The organism is Anoxybacillus sp. P3H1B (assembly GCF_001560855.1).
Lineage (GTDB): Bacteria > Bacillota > Bacilli > Bacillales > Anoxybacillaceae > Anoxybacteroides > Anoxybacteroides rupiense.
The window spans coordinates 1-16,085 of the sequence record NZ_LPUG01000009.1 but is presented as its reverse complement, the minus strand read 5'-3'; the positions used below and the strand labels follow the sequence as shown (position 1 = coordinate 16,085).

Here is a 16,085-nt window from a genome sequence, read left to right as displayed (position 1 = left end):
GTGAACATTTATGAAGCGATTGAGCAGCTTGTTCAGTACGGGGTTGCCAAAGGGCTGATTCAGCGGGAAGATGTCATTTATGTGCGCAATCGGCTGCTTGCCACGCTTGGGCTAGAAGAGTGGCACCCCTCTGAAGAGCTTCCGCCGCTTCCGTCCTCCCCCTCCCCGATTTTAGCAGCGATTCTCGATTGGGCATACGAGCAAGGGCGATTGCAAACCAACACGGTAACGGAGCGGGAGATATGGGAAGCGAAGCTGATGAATTGTCTCATGCCGCGACCGTCAGAAGTCATTCGCGAGTTTTTGGCCAAATATCGAAACAGCCCGATGGAGGCGACCGGCTGGTTTTATTCATTGAGCTGCGCTTCTAACTATATTCAAATGGATCGGATTGCAAAAAATCGTCAGTGGAAGGTGAAAACGGAGTACGGGGATATTGATATTACCATTAATTTATCAAAACCGGAAAAAGATCCAAAGGATATTGCTCAATTAAAAGCGAAGCCGCCTTCGTCGTACCCGAAATGTGTGCTCTGTGCGGAAAATGAAGGATATGCGGGAACTTGGCATCATCCGGCACGCACCAATCATCGCATGATTCCGCTTTCGCTATTAGATGAACAGTGGTATTTTCAATATTCTCCTTATGTATACTACAACGAGCATTGCATCGTTCTTAGCGATAAACATGTACCGATGAAAATGGAACGGAAGACATTTGCCCGCTTGCTCGATTTTATCGAACAATTTCCGCATTACTTCATCGGATCGAATGCTGATTTGCCAATTGTCGGCGGCTCCATTTTAGCGCATGACCATTTTCAAGGTGGGCGTTATGGATTCGCCATGGAGAAAGCGGCCATCGAGGAATCGATCCAGCTGCCATCTTATCCGTCATTAACCGTCGGCATGGTTCGCTGGCCGATGTCAGTCATCCGTTTGCGCGGCCAAAAATCCGAGGTGCTCAATGCGGCCGATCTGATTTACCAAACATGGCGAACCTATAGCGATGAAAGCGTCGGGATTCTCCATGAAACCGGCGGCACACCGCACAACACCGTGACGCCGATTGCGCGTCGGCGTGGCGATTTATTTGAGATGGATATCGTCTTGCGCAACAATCGGACATCTGAAGAGCATCCGTACGGCATTTTCCACCCGCACGAAGAGTTGCATCATATTAAAAAGGAAAATATTGGACTGATTGAAGTAATGGGGCTTGCGGTTCTTCCGGGACGGCTCGCGGCCGAATTGGATGCGCTCAAGCAGTGCCTTGTGCGCGATACTCCAACGGAACATTGGGCTGCGCCGCTGCGGAAGCACGCCGATTGGGTCGAACGGATGCGCGGTCGATACAACCGTTTCAGCGAGGAAAATGTGGAAGAGATGTTGCGCTATGAAGTCGGACAACGCTTTATTGTCGTGCTTGAACATGCGGGCGTGTTTAAACGGACGGAAGAAGGAAAGCGGGCGTTCCGGATGTTTTTGCGGAGGGTAGCAGAACAGGCGCATGTGGAAAGGAAGTGACATGTTTCATCCATGGCGACATTAAAAGAAATCGCAGAAAAAGCGGGAGTGTCGGTAGCGACCGTGTCACGCGTATTAAATTATGATCCAACGCTCTCTGTGTCAGAAGAAACGAGAAAGCGAATTTTTGAAATCGCACAAGAGCTAAATTATAAAACGATGCGTGAGCGCAGCCAACAAACGGCGAAAGAACGGTTGCGATTCGGCCTTGTCCATTGGTACTCTGAAGCTCAGGAATTAGGTGATCCTTATTATATGGCGATTCGCTTAGGGGTGGAAAAAGAATGTTTTCATCGCCAAATTGAACTTGTGAAATTGTTTAAGCAGGACGGTTCCTATGAGTCCGAATGGCTCTCAGGGCTCGATGGCATCATCGCGATCGGAAAATTCGGCCCAAAAGATATTGAGGTGTTTTCATCAAGCGCGGAACAAATGGTGTTTGTCGATTTTGCGCCTGATGAAAAGCGGTTTGATTCCGTTGTCGCCGATTTTCGCCAATCGATGATTGGCGTGCTAGATTACCTTCTCTCTCTTGGCCATAAACGTATTGGCTACATCGGCGGCCGGGAGTATATCGATGGAAAGACACCGATTAACGATGAACGGGAAGCGACGTTTTATGAATATTTATATGTAAAAGGAATCTATCGTCCGGATTATGTATTCACTGGACGCTTTACGGCGGAAGATGGATATATGCTGATGAAACAAGCGCTAACGAGAAATGATCGTCCGACTGCTTTTTTCATTGCTAGCGACTCGATGGCGATCGGCGCCTTGCGAGCACTGCATGAAGCGGGTGTTCGTGTTCCAAAAGATATGTCACTGGTCGGATTTAATGACATTCCCACATCAGCGTTTGTTCAGCCGCCGCTGACAACCGTTAAAGTGCATACGGAATTTATGGGGGAAACCGCCGTTGAACTGTTGGTTGAAAGGCTTTCCACCAAGCGGCATTTGTCAAAAAAAGTCGTCATCCCGACTGCCTTAGTTGTCCGTGAAAGCAGCGGTGTTTGTATAAAAAAGGATTAATTTTATGTATATGGAAAAACAGGGTGTTCTTGATGCAGGACACCCTGTTTTTATAGACAAACGGTTCAATGAAATTGAATATCGATCGATTTTCGTTGCTGATTATTTGTTTTCGGAACATGGATATTGAGGACGCCGTTTTTATAGGTTGCCCGAATTTGTTCAGCATCTGCGTCAGAAGGAAGCGGAATAGAACGATGAAAGCGGCCGAAAAAACGCTCGCGCCGATGCATTTGTTCTTCCTTGACGGATTCGTCTCGTTGAATGGTTCCGCTGATGTGAAGAGTTTGCTGATGAACATTGATATGAACATCTTCCTTGCGTTCGAGCCCCGGAAGATCGCAGGAAATCATATACTCCTTATCGGTTTCATGCATATCAACGCGCGGCATCATCGCTTCGCTATCGGGGAATAATGATGAAAAATCACGAGCAAATAAACGATTGAAATCGCGCCGCATCGTTTCTAAATGCCGAAATGGATCATAAGGCACTAACGGCATTAGTAATTCCTCCTTTTTTCTTCATGTCGACATATAGTATTTTTCTCTGCTTATTTTTTATGCGATGTGATCATTCATCCAGCTGCTTTTCTAGAAGCGACATATGATAGAAAAGAAAGGAGGATGAAATAGATGGAAAATAAATGGAGATGGGTGTCCTTTAGCTTGATCTATCTTGCTCTATACTATTGCTGTCTTTTTTTCATTCGCCATCCCATTGTTCATATCTTGGTTGCTATATGTGGCACATCTGTCGTTTTGGTATGGATATGGCTAGCATATCGGCGTTTGCGGCCGAAACAGCGGCTGTTTTGGTTGCTGCTGTTGATCAGTCTGTCGACTTATTGGATTCGTGAAAGCATCTTGTTGTATGAAACGGCCGTTAAACAGACGGAATGGTTTTTATGGCAAACTAATGGATTGGATGAAATTTCTATGATTTTGTATTTTATCGCGCTTCTATATTTGGCAACTGCGAAAGAAACTAGAGTCCATTTATTTCAGCAACTGCTGGATGTGTTGATTATCGTTTCCGTTGGGGCGTTAGTAGGCTCGATTGGTTTGAATCGGTTGTTCTCTCTTTCGTATTTATCCGTTTCCGACCTTTTTATTTTCTCTAGTATTTTTCTGTTAGAATTAGCGACTGCATATGTATTAGGCATTTTATTTTTTTCTTCTAGTTCAGCGGCAAAACCTGTTTTGGCCTGGCATATAGCAGGGGCTATCCTTTTGATAGCAGCGGATGGGACGGATCGAGCAAGGACGCTGTTATTCGATTATTCCTCTCCAAGCCATTCTTTGGATTTTCTTATTTTTGCCGGTTTATTGATGATGGGGCTGTCAGCTGTATTTGCTGATAGGGAGATCTTTCTGTGCTTAAAAAATCAAAAAAGTCTCTTGTCATTTAAAGTTTTGTTCTTATATATGGCGTTCATTCCTTCGATTTTTTTCTTCATTTTGCATGAAGAAGCGCGTGAGGCTAGAGAGATTGCTGTGATTTTTATGGCTATTGGCGTCTTTGTTATAATGCGGCAGGCTGTTGCTTTGTATGAGAGTACGCGATTATTTAGGAGCATGCAGCTTTTAAATAGAGGATTGGAGCAAAAGCTGGTCAATCAGACAACGGAATCAGAAAGAAAGACCGAGGAATTGCTTTATTTGGCGAGGCATGATTGTTTAACACGTCTGCTCAATCGAAGTGCGTTTATTGCGGCGCTTGAGCAGGCGCTCCAGGAAGCGAAGCAACAGCATCATTTGCTCGCTGTTATATTCATTGATTTAGATCGTTTTAAGCAGGTAAATCATTATTTTGGCCATCGAGCGGGGGATGCTCTTATGGTGAAAATGACAGAATGGTTAAAGCAGTCACTTCGACCAACAGATGTCATCGGGCGACAGGGAGGCGATGAATTCGCCTTAATTGTTTCGCCGGTGTATAAGCTCCAACACCTTCGTTCGATCGTTGAATCGATTTTATCTGTTTCTAAACAGCCTTTGCCGGTTAACGATCTGGAAATGCGTGTTTCTATGAGCATGGGAATCGCTGTTTTTCCATATGATGGAGAAACAGGAGAATCTCTGATGAAAAAGGCAGATATTGCGTTATCTCGCGCTAAAGAACAAGGAAAGAACCAATATCAATTTTTTAATGGCAAGATGGATCAAGGAATCATGCAAAAAACAATAATTGAAACAGCGATCTATCAGGCAATTGAACAGAGGGAATTTACTCTTTTTTATCAACCACAATTTGATATCGCTACAGGTCAAATGATAGGCATGGAGGCGCTGATTCGTTGGCATCATCCGCAAACGGGCTTGATTCCTCCGCATATGTTTATTCCTGTTGCAGAAGAAACAGGGCAGATTATCGCCATTGGCGAGTGGGTGATGGAAGAAGCGTGCCGGCAAGTGAAGCAATGGAATGAGCAGACAGGACGAGCGCTCAGAATCAGTGTCAATATCTCGCCTAAGCAGTTTTTACAGGAAAAGCTGGTTGAACAGATTACGGCCATTTTGAAGAAAACAAATTTGACAGCAGACAGCGTGGATCTGGAAATCACAGAAGGAGTGGCCATTTTTAATGAGCAACACACGATTCAAAAGCTTAAACAGCTGAAAGCGTTAGGAGTTCATATTTCCATTGATGATTTTGGAACAGGTTATAGCTCTCTTAGCTATTTGCGTAAATTTCCGATTCATCGTTTAAAGATCGCCAAAGTATTTATTGATGGAATTGCGCAAACGGAGGAAGATCAAGCGATTGTCGCTTCCGTTATCGGTTTAGCGAAAAATTTGAAGCTGCGCGTGATTGCTGAAGGCGTGGAAACATTTCAACAGCTGCAAATTCTTCGTTCTCTTCATTGTGATGAAATTCAAGGATATGTTCTGGGAAAACCGTTAGTAAAGGAAGAATTTGAAAAAGTGTATTTAAAATAGCCTCCCCAAACAAAGGAAAGAGGGAGGCGATAGGGTGTCCAAGGCTATCGCTGAACGTATTCCATCACGTCTAAATGGAGTTCAATAAGCGCCAATTTTGTTTCATTGGCTAACGGCGAAGCCATAATGCGTTTAACAGCATAATGAAATTTCACCTCTGGAGCTTGACGAACGCGTGGATGAGTCATTTCATCTCTCAGCTCTTTTTCAATCGCTTCATGAATGAGCGCCTTACATCTTTCCTCTGTCAGCTCTTCCTCTTTGTTGAGCGAGCGATTGGACCAAAGTGATCGATAAGCTTCAAACAAATGCATAAATGCAGCCATAGAGATCCCCCTTTGTTGCGCAAAAGTACAAAATTCATTATACAACGATTGTATGATAAAATCATAAAAACAGATTATTCCGAATGTGAATGGCTCTAAGGCGTTAATTTAGGCAAAGGCTAGTGACGGTTGTTTTTGGCCGTTTTTCCTTAAAAAATATATTGACAAATTATTTGTATCGATATAAAATAAAAATCGTCGCTATTTAAATATAGATAGTGACGGCTTGAAAAAAATCATATTGACAATCTCACTTGTTTTATTATAATAATACTTGCTTACGTTTTTAAGCATGCGGAAGTAGTTCAGTGGTAGAACACCACCTTGCCAAGGTGGGGGTCGCGGGTTCGAGTCCCGTCTTCCGCTTCAAAAGGATCTTTGTAATCAGTGCTCATATGTGAACGGTTGCTTTAGAGCGGGAAGTAGCTCAGCTTGGTAGAGCACATGGTTCGGGTCCATGAGGTCGCAGGTTCAAATCCTGTCTTCCCGACCAGTTTCATTTTTGGGGCCTTAGCTCAGCTGGGAGAGCGCCTGCTTTGCACGCAGGAGGTCATCGGTTCGATCCCGATAGGCTCCATCGAATGGAGGAGTACCCAAGTCTGGCTGAAGGGGTCGGTTTCGAAAACCGATAGGGGTGTCACAGCCCGCGGGGGTTCGAATCCCTCCTCCTCCGTCCTATACATATCGCATGATTAGATGTCATACATATAAGTGATAGCGGAATCATAGAAGTTTTATTGCAATAATTTTAAAGACATACATATGTTTAACTGTTTTCGGTGAATTCGCTTTGTTGTATAGGAAAGTAAAGGGGATTTATGGTCAACTTATCTGGAATGTTTGATCAATGACCCGTCGCCTATGTCATATTGACAAAATAGCTGTTCTGCACCATGTTTTAATGTACGGATGCGAATGGAAAGAGAAAGGCGATATAAACATAGGACCAATATACATCGTATCATGGCTCGATAGCTCAGTCGGTAGAGCAAAGGACTGAAAATCCTTGTGTCGGCGGTTCGATTCCGTCTCGAGCCATTTTTTATAGCTGGAGGGGTAGCGAAGTGGCCAAACGCGGCGGACTGTAAATCCGCTCCCTGTGGGTTCGGCGGTTCGAATCCGTCCCCCTCCACCAGTTAGGGGCATAGTTTAATGGTAGAACAGAGGTCTCCAAAACCTCCGGTGTGGGTTCGATTCCTACTGCCCCTGCCATTTTACAGCATGGCGGCTATGGCGAAGTGGTTAACGCACCAGATTGTGGCTCTGGCATTCGTGGGTTCGATTCCCACTAGTCGCCCCTTTTGAATATGAAGAGGATTGGGGTATAGCCAAGCGGTAAGGCAACGGACTTTGACTCCGTGATGCGTTGGTTCGAATCCAGCTACCCCAGCCAAATGCGGAAGTAGTTCAGTGGTAGAACACCACCTTGCCAAGGTGGGGGTCGCGGGTTCGAGTCCCGTCTTCCGCTTTGATGGCGGCATAGCCAAGTGGTAAGGCAGAGGTCTGCAAAACCTTTACCCCCGGTTCGAATCCGGGTGCCGCCTTTGTTGCGAGTGCAGTTTAGTGGCAAAACTTCAGCCACGAGCGATACGTCATTGAATATGTGACGAGTTGCTGATGTCGTGGGTTCGAGTCCCGTCACCCGCTTGTGGCGGTCCAATGGATCGACGAACCGTCTCATTGCTCTGTTTTTCGAACAAATGAAAGAGGCATAGAAAATTGCTTGTGACAGAAGCTTAGGATGATGTCCCAGTAGCTCAGCAGGATAGAGCAGCGGCCTTCTAAGCCGTCGGTCGGGAGTTCGAGTCTCTCCTGGGACGCTGAAAAAAGGGGTTTCCTATAAAAGGAACCCCTTTTTTAATGAGCAAAAGCAGCTCTTTTGCTTCAGGTTAGTTCGATTGGTCTTTTGTAGTTGTTGCTTTAGATAGCTCTGAGTTCTGAAATCGTAACATATTGAGCGATTTGAAGGGAAGCCGTATTTTTATTGAAGCTGCAGTTTGCGCGTTGGATCATTGGTTGCTTCTATATGGCCCCTTGATTATTTTAGCGTGGTTTGCGCTTCAAGGTAGGATTTTGGCACTTTATGGACTTCGTATGCTGTACAAATTCCCGACTCAATCGCCCCTTGGATCCACCCGTGAACCGTTGAAGCGTGTTCTCCTGCAAAATAGACTCTTCCTTCGGGAGAACCGATATATTGCGAAAGCTCAGTGACTTGCTCGGGCTTAAACATCGTAAACGCCCCTCCAGAATACGGATAACGAACCCAACTATGGCTAATTCCTGTTTCGAACTCATGATAAACCTGCTGTCCATGAATAACAGCCAAGTTTTTAAGGGTATACTCTAGCCGATTTTCATCACTTAAACTATCCCATGGTATCGTATCGTCTTCCCATGTGTAGCTGGCCAGTACAACTCCTGGACCAGAGCTTCCCAGTCCGTGGCTTGGATATTGAGTATAAGTAATTGGAAGATCAGAGATGGTTCGACCGCCAAACATTCCTTCTTTTTCCCAGAAACGATGTTTAAATTGAATACCAGTTTTCGTGGAACCGACATAGTGAAGCTCGCGAATCGCTTTCCACTTGTTTTGGGAAAAAGAGTTTCTTGGCTCGATCTCTACAAATTGTAAAATCGAAAATGGAATGGTCACAATGACGAGATCGCCTGTAATTTGAAATGGCTCTAAAATTTTGGTATGCACGGAATGGACGGTAACCTGATTTTGATTTTGTTCAATTTTTCGAACCTTTTGTCCATATAAAATATCATTTTGCAATTGTGGGACAAACGCTTTAGGAAGCTGATCGTTTCCGCCAGTAATCTCATAAAATTTAATGTTTGGGGTAAATAGCACCATTAATTCGCGCAGCATTTCCAAAAAAGAAAGCTCTGGAAATCCTTCTACTGTCTGAATGGATTTAATCATATCAATAGCGCCGCGGGACAGCCTCATTCCAAAAGGATTGTATCGCAAGTAAGTATCCAGTGAATATTTATCCAATTCACGAATGGCAATCGGCCAATTTTTGATTGGATTTTTCTGAATAAAATCGATGACGGGTTTAATAGCCATTTGCAACAGTTCAGTAGCAGTTTTTCCTCGCTCTTGTGGCCAAACAGGAAATCCGAAGATGCTTGGATCTTTTTCGTATGCTTTTAAACGAGCCTGCGTTCCCCGCAAGTAAAGCCAATCGTTAGGTGTGCTATTGATGAACGGATTGACAGGGAGCTTAAATTTTTTAATATATTCAAGCGTTAAATAATGAGTGTGCGGAATGCGCATGGCGCCTGCTTCGAGATATTGATCCTCTCCGCGAAAATTAGAGCGGATCGTGTATATTCTTCCGCCGACTCGTTCCGAGGCTTCAAGAATGGTGACCTGATGTCCCGCCTGCTTCAGCAAAGAAGCAGAAACAAGTCCCGCCATGCCCGCGCCGATCACAATGACTTTTTTAGGATCGTCCGTTTTCTTTAGTCCATTCCTAATAATGGAAAGCATTTTTTCCGTGGATAGCTTTGGAAACACATAGCTATACATACTTTCCCCCCTTTTTTATGGGAAATTCTCGCGCTGTTCATGAAGAAAAGCTTTATTACTTATCGTATTCGGAAGGAAAGTACATATATGATAAAAAAATGCACATGCTTATGCTCATCTTTGCTCAGGGATCGTGCGATTAACTCGTATTTTCAAACGGCGTTCCGTGTGTCTTTAATTGCTGGAAAGCGCATGATTTTGCTGTTTGGGTGCAGAAGCGATTCATTTAAAAAGTATACAAGGAAAGAGAGCTTATCTGCATGAAATGACATATCCCTTGCTATGTTAACATGTGCAACAAAGGGAAGCTTGGGATGTTTTTAGCCGTCGGATGGTTGAACAACACCGCTTCACCGAAACATGAATGAAGCTGAAAGCGGCGTTGTTTCATGTGTGAAAAACGCGGGCTTTATAGACGCCATTTATTCGGTCTTTAAGTGATAGAGGAGAGGGGGGATGCTCGCTGCTTGAAGGAAACAGCAGTCATCAAGTGAAAAAGTTGGTAAAATGTTTTGCTTTTATATAAAAAGTATGTTATAGTGATTTTAAACCATTTTACTTTTAATACAATAGGGATTTAAACATGCTGTAGCTTCAAAGGGGATGGCAAGGTTAAATCTCCTCAGAGGTTGCAGTTTTTAATGTCTTTTTATTACTTGTGAAATGGTTAAAAAATGGATATGTGCATTAAGGTACATTTTAGGAGGATTTTTTTCATGCAAAATGGTAAAGTAAAATGGTTTAACGCTGACAAAGGTTTTGGATTCATCGAGGTTGAAGGCGGTCCGGACGTATTTGTCCATTTCTCAGCGATCCAAGGCGAAGGCTTTAAATCTTTAGAGGAAGGCCAAGAAGTTACTTTTGAAGTGGAGCAAGGTAACCGTGGCCCTCAAGCGACGAACGTAAGAAAAAGCTAATTGAGATGCGAAAGGGTGGGCTGCTTTTTCTTTTTTTACAGCCCTCCTTTTTTATTTTCTTAAGTTTTACGTATTTGTTTGATAGGAACCGCCTTTCGGATCTGATGAAGAACAAGCGCGTTCAGCCAGCATTGACCAAAATCGGAAACAGCCATGCCGGATATTGGTATAGTCTGTTGGATACGGATTTCCATTAGAAATGATGGAATGGGACCATAGCGAAGAAGGGCCAATTTTGGAGGTGGAGAGTTGAATAACAAAGCGGACGATGCGAAAAGTATGTTGATTAAGATGATGCGGACTTATAAAACAAAAACAGTAAGAGAGACGGGACAAAAGCTTGTGACCATGAGGGAAGAAGTGAAGCAAGCACTAAGAACGGGAAAAAGTTTAGAAGGAAAAGTGGTCACGCCGAGCCAGACGAAGGAGCTGCGGAAGCGTCTATTGCATTACCGGGAAGAACTAGAGAGGCTAAAGCTTTATCATAAAACTTACAAAGAAGAGAAACAAAACGGCAAATAAAAAGTGGCTGAATCATGACAGGGACTGCTTGGGGAAAGAAGCTCCCTTTTTATTTTGTATCTGTTAAAACGAGGAAAGAATCATTCGCCGTATAACATATAGACAGCCGCGACCTTTCGTATGAAAGGGCCGCGGCTTATATTTTTTAGAGGAAGACAGAAATAAAAGCGTCATCCTATTTTGTATGGTATGGATTTTTTATTCTGGATTAAACGCCCAATTGCCGTTGCGGAAAATCGGTTCGCGCTTGCCATCTTTGGTGACGCCGTCGATGTTCAATTCGGCGGAGCCGATCATGAAATCTTCATGGATGAGGCTGTCGTTGATGCCGTGCACGGTCAGTTCTTCTCTCGCCATGGATGTTCCGCCTTGAATATTAGTCGGATAGGCTTTCCCAAGAGCGAGGTGGCAGGCCGCGTTTTCATCAAATAGTGTGTTATAAAAAATGAGATGAGAATCTGAAATCGGCGAACGGTGTGGAACGAGAGCCACTTCTCCGAGATGTCGTGCTCCGTCGTCCGTCTCGAGCAAATGCTTTAATGTTTCATAGCCCGTTTCTGCTGAAAAATCGACGACTTTTCCATCTTTAAATGTAAGGGTGAATCCGTCAATGACGTTACCGCCGTAGTTCAACGGTTTTGTGTTTCGGACCGTTCCGTTTACGCCGTCTCTGTGCGGCATTGTAAATACTTCTTCAGTTGGGATGTTTGGATTAAAGCGAATGCCGCTTTCACTGGTTGACGCTCCGCCGTGCCAGATGTGGTTTTCGACAAGCTCAATCGTTAAATCCGTGCCTGGAGCTGTGTAGATCAGCTGTTTGTATTGCTTCTGATTTAAATAATCCACCATTTTGGCCAGCTTTTGATTATGCTTTTCCCAAGCTTGGATTGGATCTTCTTCGTGCACGCGTGTTACTTGAAAAATAACCTCCCACAGCTTGTCGATCGCCGCTTGCTCCGATAAATCAGGAAATATTTTTTTCGCCCAGGCTGCCGTTGGGACGGAGATAATGGACCAGCAGTTTTGGTCGGACATCAAAGCGCTGCGGTAATTTTGCAGTGCTTGAGAAGATGTTCTCGCAAATGTCGCGATGCGCTTCGGATCGACATCCTTTAATAGATCGGGATTAGGAGAATAAATGGAAAGAAAGGCTGCTCCTTCTCTCGCCATCTCTTCCATGCCTTGCGCCCGCCACATCGGATATTCGGAAAACGCTTCATCTGGTGCATGCTTATATTTAATATATTGCAATTCTTCGTCGCTCCATTCGACATATACGTGCTTGGCTCCGGCTTCATAGGCTTTTTTGGCGATTTTGCGAACAAGCACGGCAGCATCGAGCGGAGCATTGACAACGAGCGTTTGTCCTTTTTGAATATTGACGCCAATATGAACAGCAAGTGCCGCATATTTATCAAGAGATTGTTCCAAATGTTCCATAACCAAATCCTCCTCTTCACTTTAACATCAGATCGCAAGTTTGTATGACAATCCATCTTTAGTCTTTCTCCCAAGCTTGCGCCCATTGCTCGATAGCCTCAATGACGGGCTGTAACGCTTGTCCTTTTGCTGTCAATACATATTCAATGCGCACCGGAGTCTCGGGATAGACGTTGCGCTCGACAATACCGGCCTCTTCTAATTCTTTAAGCCGTTCCGATAGCAGCTTGCCGCTAATCGGCATGGCGGCTTCGATTTCCGAAAATCTTGTTTTCCCTTCTAATAATTGGCTGATAATTAAGCCAATCCACCGTTTGCTTAGTAACGTCATCGCGGCTTCAAACTTAGGGCAAAGGTTTGATGAGTGGCATGAACCCGTTTTCTTTTTAAGCCCTTTCAAAACTTTCACCTTCTATCCGTGCAAACGTTCTGCTTCTTCGTAGTATTTTCTCATAAATAGAGGATCTTATCAACTGAAAACAAGGGAAAAACATGGGAGAACACTTTTGATTCCCCCTCCGTTTATTCTCCGTTTAGAGACAGGAGGCTCCAGCTAAAAATGGTTCTTTACAAATATATACAAAATAGAATATAATTAAAATTAGAAGAATATCTAAATATTTTTTTGTTTTATATTTAGATGATTTTCTAAATATTGAACTACATCATATCGAAAGGTGATGTAACCATTGTCTTTTAACGAAGCATTTAAAGCAATCGCTGATCCGACGCGAAGACAAATTCTTACTTTGTTAAGAAAGGGGGACTTAACAGCTGGGGAGATTGCTTCTCATTTCGAAATGCAAAAGCCCAGCGTATCACATCATTTAAAAATTTTGAAGCAGGCCGATCTCGTTCAAGATAGACGGGTTGGGCAGCATATTTATTATTCTTTGAACACCACTGTGTTTCAAGACTTGATGAGCTGGTTTTACGATTTTTTTGATAAAGGAGGGAAGGGCTCATGAGGTCGAACCGGATTGCGGTCATCTTAACCGTTTTAAGTTATGTATTGAGCATTGCCGCTATTTTTTATTTGCCTGACCAAGTCGCTACCCATTGGAACGCAGAGGGAGAAGTGGATGGCTACAGCAGCAAATGGTTTGGCGCCTTTCTGTCGCCGGTATTGATCACTGCCGTTGTCATCTTAATGAACGTAATGCCAAAGATGGATCCAAAACGTAAAAATTATGAGAGTTTTAAAGGAAGCTACCAAGTGATTCTTGTTGTGCTTGTTCTTTTCTTTTTCGCTCTTCATGTTGTAACGCTTGCCTACAATCTCGGCTTCCCTGTCGATGTCAATTTGTTTGTGCCGCTTGGAATCGGCCTGCTGTTTATTGTGCTAGGAAATTATATGCCGAAAATGAAGCCTAACTATTTTATTGGCATTCGGACACCTTGGACGTTAGCAAATGAAACTGTATGGAATAAAACCCATCGTTTAGGCGGGAAAGTATTTGTGCTGCTCGGCATGATTCTGACGATGACGGTGTTTATCGAAGGAGCGTGGCGCTTTTTCACGTTTATCATCGCGGTGATGGCTGGCGTCCTCTATTTGGTCATTCAGTCGTATTTGTATTTCCGAAAAGAACAAAGCGGCCATTGATGGTGGAAAAATAAGAGCAGGGAAGAGAGAGGAGTATGATCGTGGCAGGAAGTATGGCAGGGATTATTGTTCAATTTATTATTTCGGTGTTTATTCCAATTGGTCTAGTGATTTATGGGAGAAGAAAAGGCTGGCTGTCCTGGAAGCCTTTAGGTGTAGGGATTCTCATCTTCATTTTGTTTTCGCAAATTCTAGAAAAATTGCTTCATGTTGCGGTGATTGACCCTACTGGCCCATCGCTCAAATGGACGGACAATCCGTTTTTATTTGTAGTATATGCAACGTTGGCTGCCGGAATATTTGAAGAGATGGGGCGCTATCTCGGCTTTCGCTGGCTGTTGAAGAGACATCACGATTATCAGGATGGACTATCGTTTGGTATCGGACATGGCGGCATTGAAGCGATTCTTATTGGCGGAATAGGTGCAGTCAATGCTTGGATTTTGACCAACTTAATTCAATCAGGGGCCTTCGAGCAAGTGATCGCTGCTTCTTTATCAGCAGATCAGGCAGCGCTGCTGAAGCAGCAAGTACAGCAGACGACATTTGCTATGTATATGCTTGGCGGTTTTGAACGGCTTTTTGCTCTTTCCTTTCATATTGCGATGTCGCTTCTTGTGCTGTTCGGGGTGCGCAGACGTCAGTTTCGCTATGTGATTTATGCGATTTTGCTTCACGCACTGATGGATGTCGCTCCGGCGCTGTATCAAGTGAAAGCTGTTACGAACATTTGGCTTGTTGAAGGTGTCGCGTTTATATTCGCTATCATTGCCCTGATCTGGACGAGAAGGGTGAAAACGCAGTTTGTAAAGGAACAAGGCTGATTGGAATTGAGGGAAGGCGATGATTGTGCTTAGTTTCTTGTGCCGCTGAAGCATGCTAATTTTAGCCGTGCTGCGCTTCCTCATAAGTTCGACGAATGAAAAACGGTGAAGAATATTTGCAAACACTTGTCAATCGAAGTAAAGCAGGATAAAAAAGATGCAAAAATATCCTGAAAATGGTGAAAGTGTGCAATTAATAGAGGTTAATAGTGGAGTATTTAGAATTTTGAGTGATTCGCTGCTGTTTTGAAACCGCGATAAAATGGGCTGCAGACCAGACAAATGTTTGGAGCTCAGCCCATTTTATCAGGGAGAGGCAGAGAATCAGCGATGATATGACAGGTGAAATACCGTTTTTCTTTTCTATGCCTCCTCTTTAATACATGAAAAATGGTTGATAGACGCTTTCACTCTGCCTTACTGCCTTCGCTCGTCCGCGTGCCTTGTCCGCCAAGGGCTTTCCAGACAGCGGAGGGATTAGAAGCGAAATGACTGGAGCATTTATTGATTTCGCTCACAATCCCCCATACAGAACGATAGATGGTATTCTCTCATCTTTTTCCTTTATTCCCTCGATAGTTTGTTATGGTCGACCCATAGCATAATGCTTCGGACAAACATCGTTAATAAAAACATCGTCACAAATGAATACCACCATTTCCATGTGTAATATTCAATTAAATCCGTATGTTTCTCACATAATACTTCAATCACGGTCATAGCTGCTGTATACAATAGGCTTTGGCCAACGATCCCTAAAAATGATGAACGAAGCGATGTTTGATAAAAGTAAACACAAACAACAGGAAATAATACATATTCAAATAAAATGCTCGTATCGAAATACTCGGGTAAAAATCGGACAGGGTAGTCAAGCGTATGGGTTTCGACGACAATGACACCAAAAAAGGTAGAAAAGTATGCTTGAATTAAAAAGGCGAGCAAAGAGTTTTTGATGAGCAACGGTTTTCTGATGAAACTAAAGAGCAATAAGGCGATGCCAAGAAACAGCAATGCCCATAAAATCAGTTTGTCCATGGCATGCTTCTCTCCTAAAATCGTTTTGTCTTTGTTTAGTATGCCCGAGTTTGAAGAATTCATGAATATTTATAAACGATGGCTGCTATAGCCTTCGTATGATACGATCCATATACGAAATCTCCCTCCTCTTAACCGAGTGTGGGTTAAGGAAGGTTCATTGGAAATGGAGGAACGAATTAAAATATTGACGAAAAATATTTTTTGATATAATAAATTTTTAACATCTTTCCGAAAGAAGTCTCCCACTTCTAAACGAAGTGAAAGTGGGAGATGAATTTCGGTTAGGCGTAGCCTAAAGTGGTCTCTTTTTTTGTGTGTTATGATATAATTAGTTTTAGAAAAATGAAAGGCCGTTGTATCAATG

Annotated in this window: 14 protein-coding genes and 13 tRNA genes; 21 read left to right on the top strand and 6 right to left on the bottom strand. The window is 43.5% G+C overall.

The features are described from left to right. Together galT and AT864_RS00350 are read left to right on the top strand one after the other, a co-directional pair. Window positions 1-1,527 (top strand): UDP-glucose--hexose-1-phosphate uridylyltransferase, encoded by a 1,527-nt coding sequence (gene galT, locus AT864_RS00355; RefSeq protein ID WP_066145331.1) that lies wholly within the window; start codon window positions 1-3, stop codon window positions 1,525-1,527. Between the two features lie 12 nt (window positions 1,528-1,539). Beyond that, complete coding sequence (locus AT864_RS00350) at window positions 1,540-2,559, top strand: LacI family DNA-binding transcriptional regulator (RefSeq protein ID WP_066145328.1); 1,020 nt, start codon at window positions 1,540-1,542, stop codon at window positions 2,557-2,559. 65 nt (window positions 2,560-2,624) lie between these two features. Here AT864_RS00350 and AT864_RS00345 read toward each other — a convergent pair whose 3' ends face one another. After that, a complete protein-coding gene (locus AT864_RS00345) occupies window positions 2,625-3,062 on the bottom strand; it encodes an Hsp20/alpha crystallin family protein (RefSeq protein ID WP_066145326.1) in 438 nt (145 codons plus the stop codon). A gap of 132 nt (window positions 3,063-3,194) precedes the next feature. On the opposite strand from AT864_RS00345, the gene AT864_RS00340 reads away from it, so the two are divergent. Further along, complete coding sequence (locus AT864_RS00340; RefSeq protein WP_066145323.1) at window positions 3,195-5,501, top strand: bifunctional diguanylate cyclase/phosphodiesterase; 2,307 nt, start codon at window positions 3,195-3,197, stop codon at window positions 5,499-5,501. A gap of 44 nt (window positions 5,502-5,545) precedes the next feature. On the opposite strand, the gene AT864_RS00335 is transcribed toward AT864_RS00340, so the two are convergent. After that, window positions 5,546-5,827, bottom strand: coding sequence for a hypothetical protein (locus AT864_RS00335; protein WP_066145315.1), 282 nt, complete (start codon window positions 5,825-5,827; stop codon window positions 5,546-5,548). Between the two features lie 294 nt (window positions 5,828-6,121). On the opposite strand from AT864_RS00335, the gene AT864_RS00330 reads away from it, so the two are divergent. From AT864_RS00330 to AT864_RS00275, 13 genes are all read left to right on the top strand, one after another. Next, window positions 6,122-6,193, top strand: a tRNA-Gly gene (locus tag AT864_RS00330). 50 nt (window positions 6,194-6,243) lie between these two features. Further along, window positions 6,244-6,320 (top strand) — tRNA-Pro (locus tag AT864_RS00325). Window positions 6,321-6,331: 11 nt separating this feature from the next. Continuing rightward, a tRNA-Ala gene (locus AT864_RS00320) sits at window positions 6,332-6,404 on the top strand. 6 nt (window positions 6,405-6,410) lie between these two features. After that, window positions 6,411-6,500 (top strand) — tRNA-Ser (locus AT864_RS00315). 292 nt (window positions 6,501-6,792) lie between these two features. Further along, window positions 6,793-6,865 (top strand) — tRNA-Phe (locus tag AT864_RS00310). Between the two features lie 12 nt (window positions 6,866-6,877). Continuing rightward, window positions 6,878-6,962, top strand: a tRNA-Tyr gene (locus AT864_RS00305). A 3-nt stretch (window positions 6,963-6,965) separates the two neighbouring features. Next, a tRNA-Trp gene (locus tag AT864_RS00300) sits at window positions 6,966-7,039 on the top strand. Between the two features lie 12 nt (window positions 7,040-7,051). Next, window positions 7,052-7,124 (top strand) — tRNA-His (locus AT864_RS00295). Window positions 7,125-7,145: 21 nt separating this feature from the next. Continuing rightward, window positions 7,146-7,220 (top strand) — tRNA-Gln (locus AT864_RS00290). A 3-nt stretch (window positions 7,221-7,223) separates the two neighbouring features. After that, window positions 7,224-7,295: transfer RNA gene (locus AT864_RS00285), tRNA-Gly, on the top strand. A 5-nt stretch (window positions 7,296-7,300) separates the two neighbouring features. Further along, window positions 7,301-7,371: transfer RNA gene (locus AT864_RS00280), tRNA-Cys, on the top strand. 5 nt (window positions 7,372-7,376) lie between these two features. After that, window positions 7,377-7,474 (top strand) — tRNA-Arg (locus AT864_RS17805). Window positions 7,475-7,573: 99 nt separating this feature from the next. Next, a tRNA-Arg gene (locus AT864_RS00275) sits at window positions 7,574-7,647 on the top strand. A gap of 218 nt (window positions 7,648-7,865) precedes the next feature. Here the strand turns inward: AT864_RS00275 and AT864_RS00270 are convergent. Beyond that, window positions 7,866-9,371, bottom strand: coding sequence for a flavin monoamine oxidase family protein (locus tag AT864_RS00270; protein ID WP_066145311.1), 1,506 nt, complete (start codon window positions 9,369-9,371; stop codon window positions 7,866-7,868). 716 nt (window positions 9,372-10,087) lie between these two features. On the opposite strand from AT864_RS00270, the gene cspD reads away from it, so the two are divergent. Together cspD and AT864_RS00260 are read left to right on the top strand one after the other, a co-directional pair. After that, window positions 10,088-10,288 (top strand): cold-shock protein CspD, encoded by a 201-nt coding sequence (gene cspD, locus AT864_RS00265; protein ID WP_044745812.1) that lies wholly within the window; start codon window positions 10,088-10,090, stop codon window positions 10,286-10,288. A gap of 249 nt (window positions 10,289-10,537) precedes the next feature. After that, window positions 10,538-10,810: a hypothetical protein gene (locus AT864_RS00260; RefSeq protein WP_044745813.1), complete on the top strand. Its 273-nt coding sequence runs from the start codon at window positions 10,538-10,540 to the stop codon at window positions 10,808-10,810. A gap of 198 nt (window positions 10,811-11,008) precedes the next feature. Here AT864_RS00260 and AT864_RS00255 read toward each other — a convergent pair whose 3' ends face one another. Together AT864_RS00255 and AT864_RS00250 are read right to left on the bottom strand one after the other, a co-directional pair. Beyond that, on the bottom strand, window positions 11,009-12,250 hold the full coding sequence (locus AT864_RS00255; RefSeq protein WP_066145308.1) for an aminopeptidase: 1,242 nt from the start codon (window positions 12,248-12,250) through the stop codon (window positions 11,009-11,011). 58 nt (window positions 12,251-12,308) lie between these two features. After that, window positions 12,309-12,581 carry a helix-turn-helix domain-containing protein gene (locus AT864_RS00250; protein WP_044745828.1) on the bottom strand — a complete coding sequence of 91 codons (273 nt, stop codon included), beginning with the start codon at window positions 12,579-12,581 and terminating at the stop codon, window positions 12,309-12,311. 358 nt (window positions 12,582-12,939) lie between these two features. Here AT864_RS00250 and AT864_RS00245 point away from each other — a divergent pair, with 358 nt between their 5' ends. The 3 genes from AT864_RS00245 to AT864_RS00235 are packed head-to-tail and all read left to right on the top strand — an operon-like array spanning window position 12,940 to window position 14,680. Further along, a complete protein-coding gene (locus AT864_RS00245) occupies window positions 12,940-13,218 on the top strand; it encodes an autorepressor SdpR family transcription factor (protein ID WP_044745815.1) in 279 nt (92 codons plus the stop codon). Next, the gene (locus AT864_RS00240) at window positions 13,215-13,856 is read left to right on the top strand and encodes an SdpI family protein (RefSeq protein ID WP_066145306.1); all 642 of its coding nucleotides are present in this window, start codon (window positions 13,215-13,217) and stop codon (window positions 13,854-13,856) included. The genes AT864_RS00245 and AT864_RS00240 overlap by 4 nt, the downstream gene beginning before the upstream one ends. A 35-nt stretch (window positions 13,857-13,891) precedes the next feature. Then, window positions 13,892-14,680 carry a YhfC family intramembrane metalloprotease gene (locus tag AT864_RS00235; protein WP_066145303.1) on the top strand — a complete coding sequence of 263 codons (789 nt, stop codon included), beginning with the start codon at window positions 13,892-13,894 and terminating at the stop codon, window positions 14,678-14,680. A gap of 564 nt (window positions 14,681-15,244) precedes the next feature. On the opposite strand, the gene AT864_RS00230 is transcribed toward AT864_RS00235, so the two are convergent. Further along, entirely contained in the window at window positions 15,245-15,718 is a 474-nt protein-coding gene (locus tag AT864_RS00230; RefSeq protein WP_066145300.1) for a CBO0543 family protein, read from the bottom strand. Between the last annotated feature and the right edge of the window lie 367 nt (window positions 15,719-16,085).

Excerpts from the sequence above, each read along its gene's own strand:
- cspD (WP_044745812.1), top strand. The coding sequence starts at position 10,088 with ATGCAAAATGGTAAAGTAAAATGGTTTAACGCTGACAAAGGTTTTGGA.
- AT864_RS00255 (WP_066145308.1), bottom strand. The coding sequence starts at position 12,250 with ATGGAACATTTGGAACAATCTCTTGATAAATATGCGGCACTTGCTGTT.
- AT864_RS00250 (WP_044745828.1), bottom strand. The coding sequence starts at position 12,581 with ATGACGTTACTAAGCAAACGGTGGATTGGCTTAATTATCAGCCAATTA.
- AT864_RS00345 (WP_066145326.1), bottom strand. The coding sequence starts at position 3,062 with ATGCCGTTAGTGCCTTATGATCCATTTCGGCATTTAGAAACGATGCGG.
- AT864_RS00350 (WP_066145328.1), top strand. The coding sequence starts at position 1,540 with ATGGCGACATTAAAAGAAATCGCAGAAAAAGCGGGAGTGTCGGTAGCG.
- AT864_RS00240 (WP_066145306.1), top strand. The coding sequence starts at position 13,215 with ATGAGGTCGAACCGGATTGCGGTCATCTTAACCGTTTTAAGTTATGTA.
- AT864_RS00335 (WP_066145315.1), bottom strand. The coding sequence starts at position 5,827 with ATGGCTGCATTTATGCATTTGTTTGAAGCTTATCGATCACTTTGGTCC.
- AT864_RS00230 (WP_066145300.1), bottom strand. The coding sequence starts at position 15,718 with ATGGACAAACTGATTTTATGGGCATTGCTGTTTCTTGGCATCGCCTTA.
- AT864_RS00270 (WP_066145311.1), bottom strand. The coding sequence starts at position 9,371 with ATGTATAGCTATGTGTTTCCAAAGCTATCCACGGAAAAAATGCTTTCC.
- AT864_RS00340 (WP_066145323.1), top strand. The coding sequence starts at position 3,195 with ATGGAAAATAAATGGAGATGGGTGTCCTTTAGCTTGATCTATCTTGCT.
- AT864_RS00235 (WP_066145303.1), top strand. The coding sequence starts at position 13,892 with ATGATCGTGGCAGGAAGTATGGCAGGGATTATTGTTCAATTTATTATT.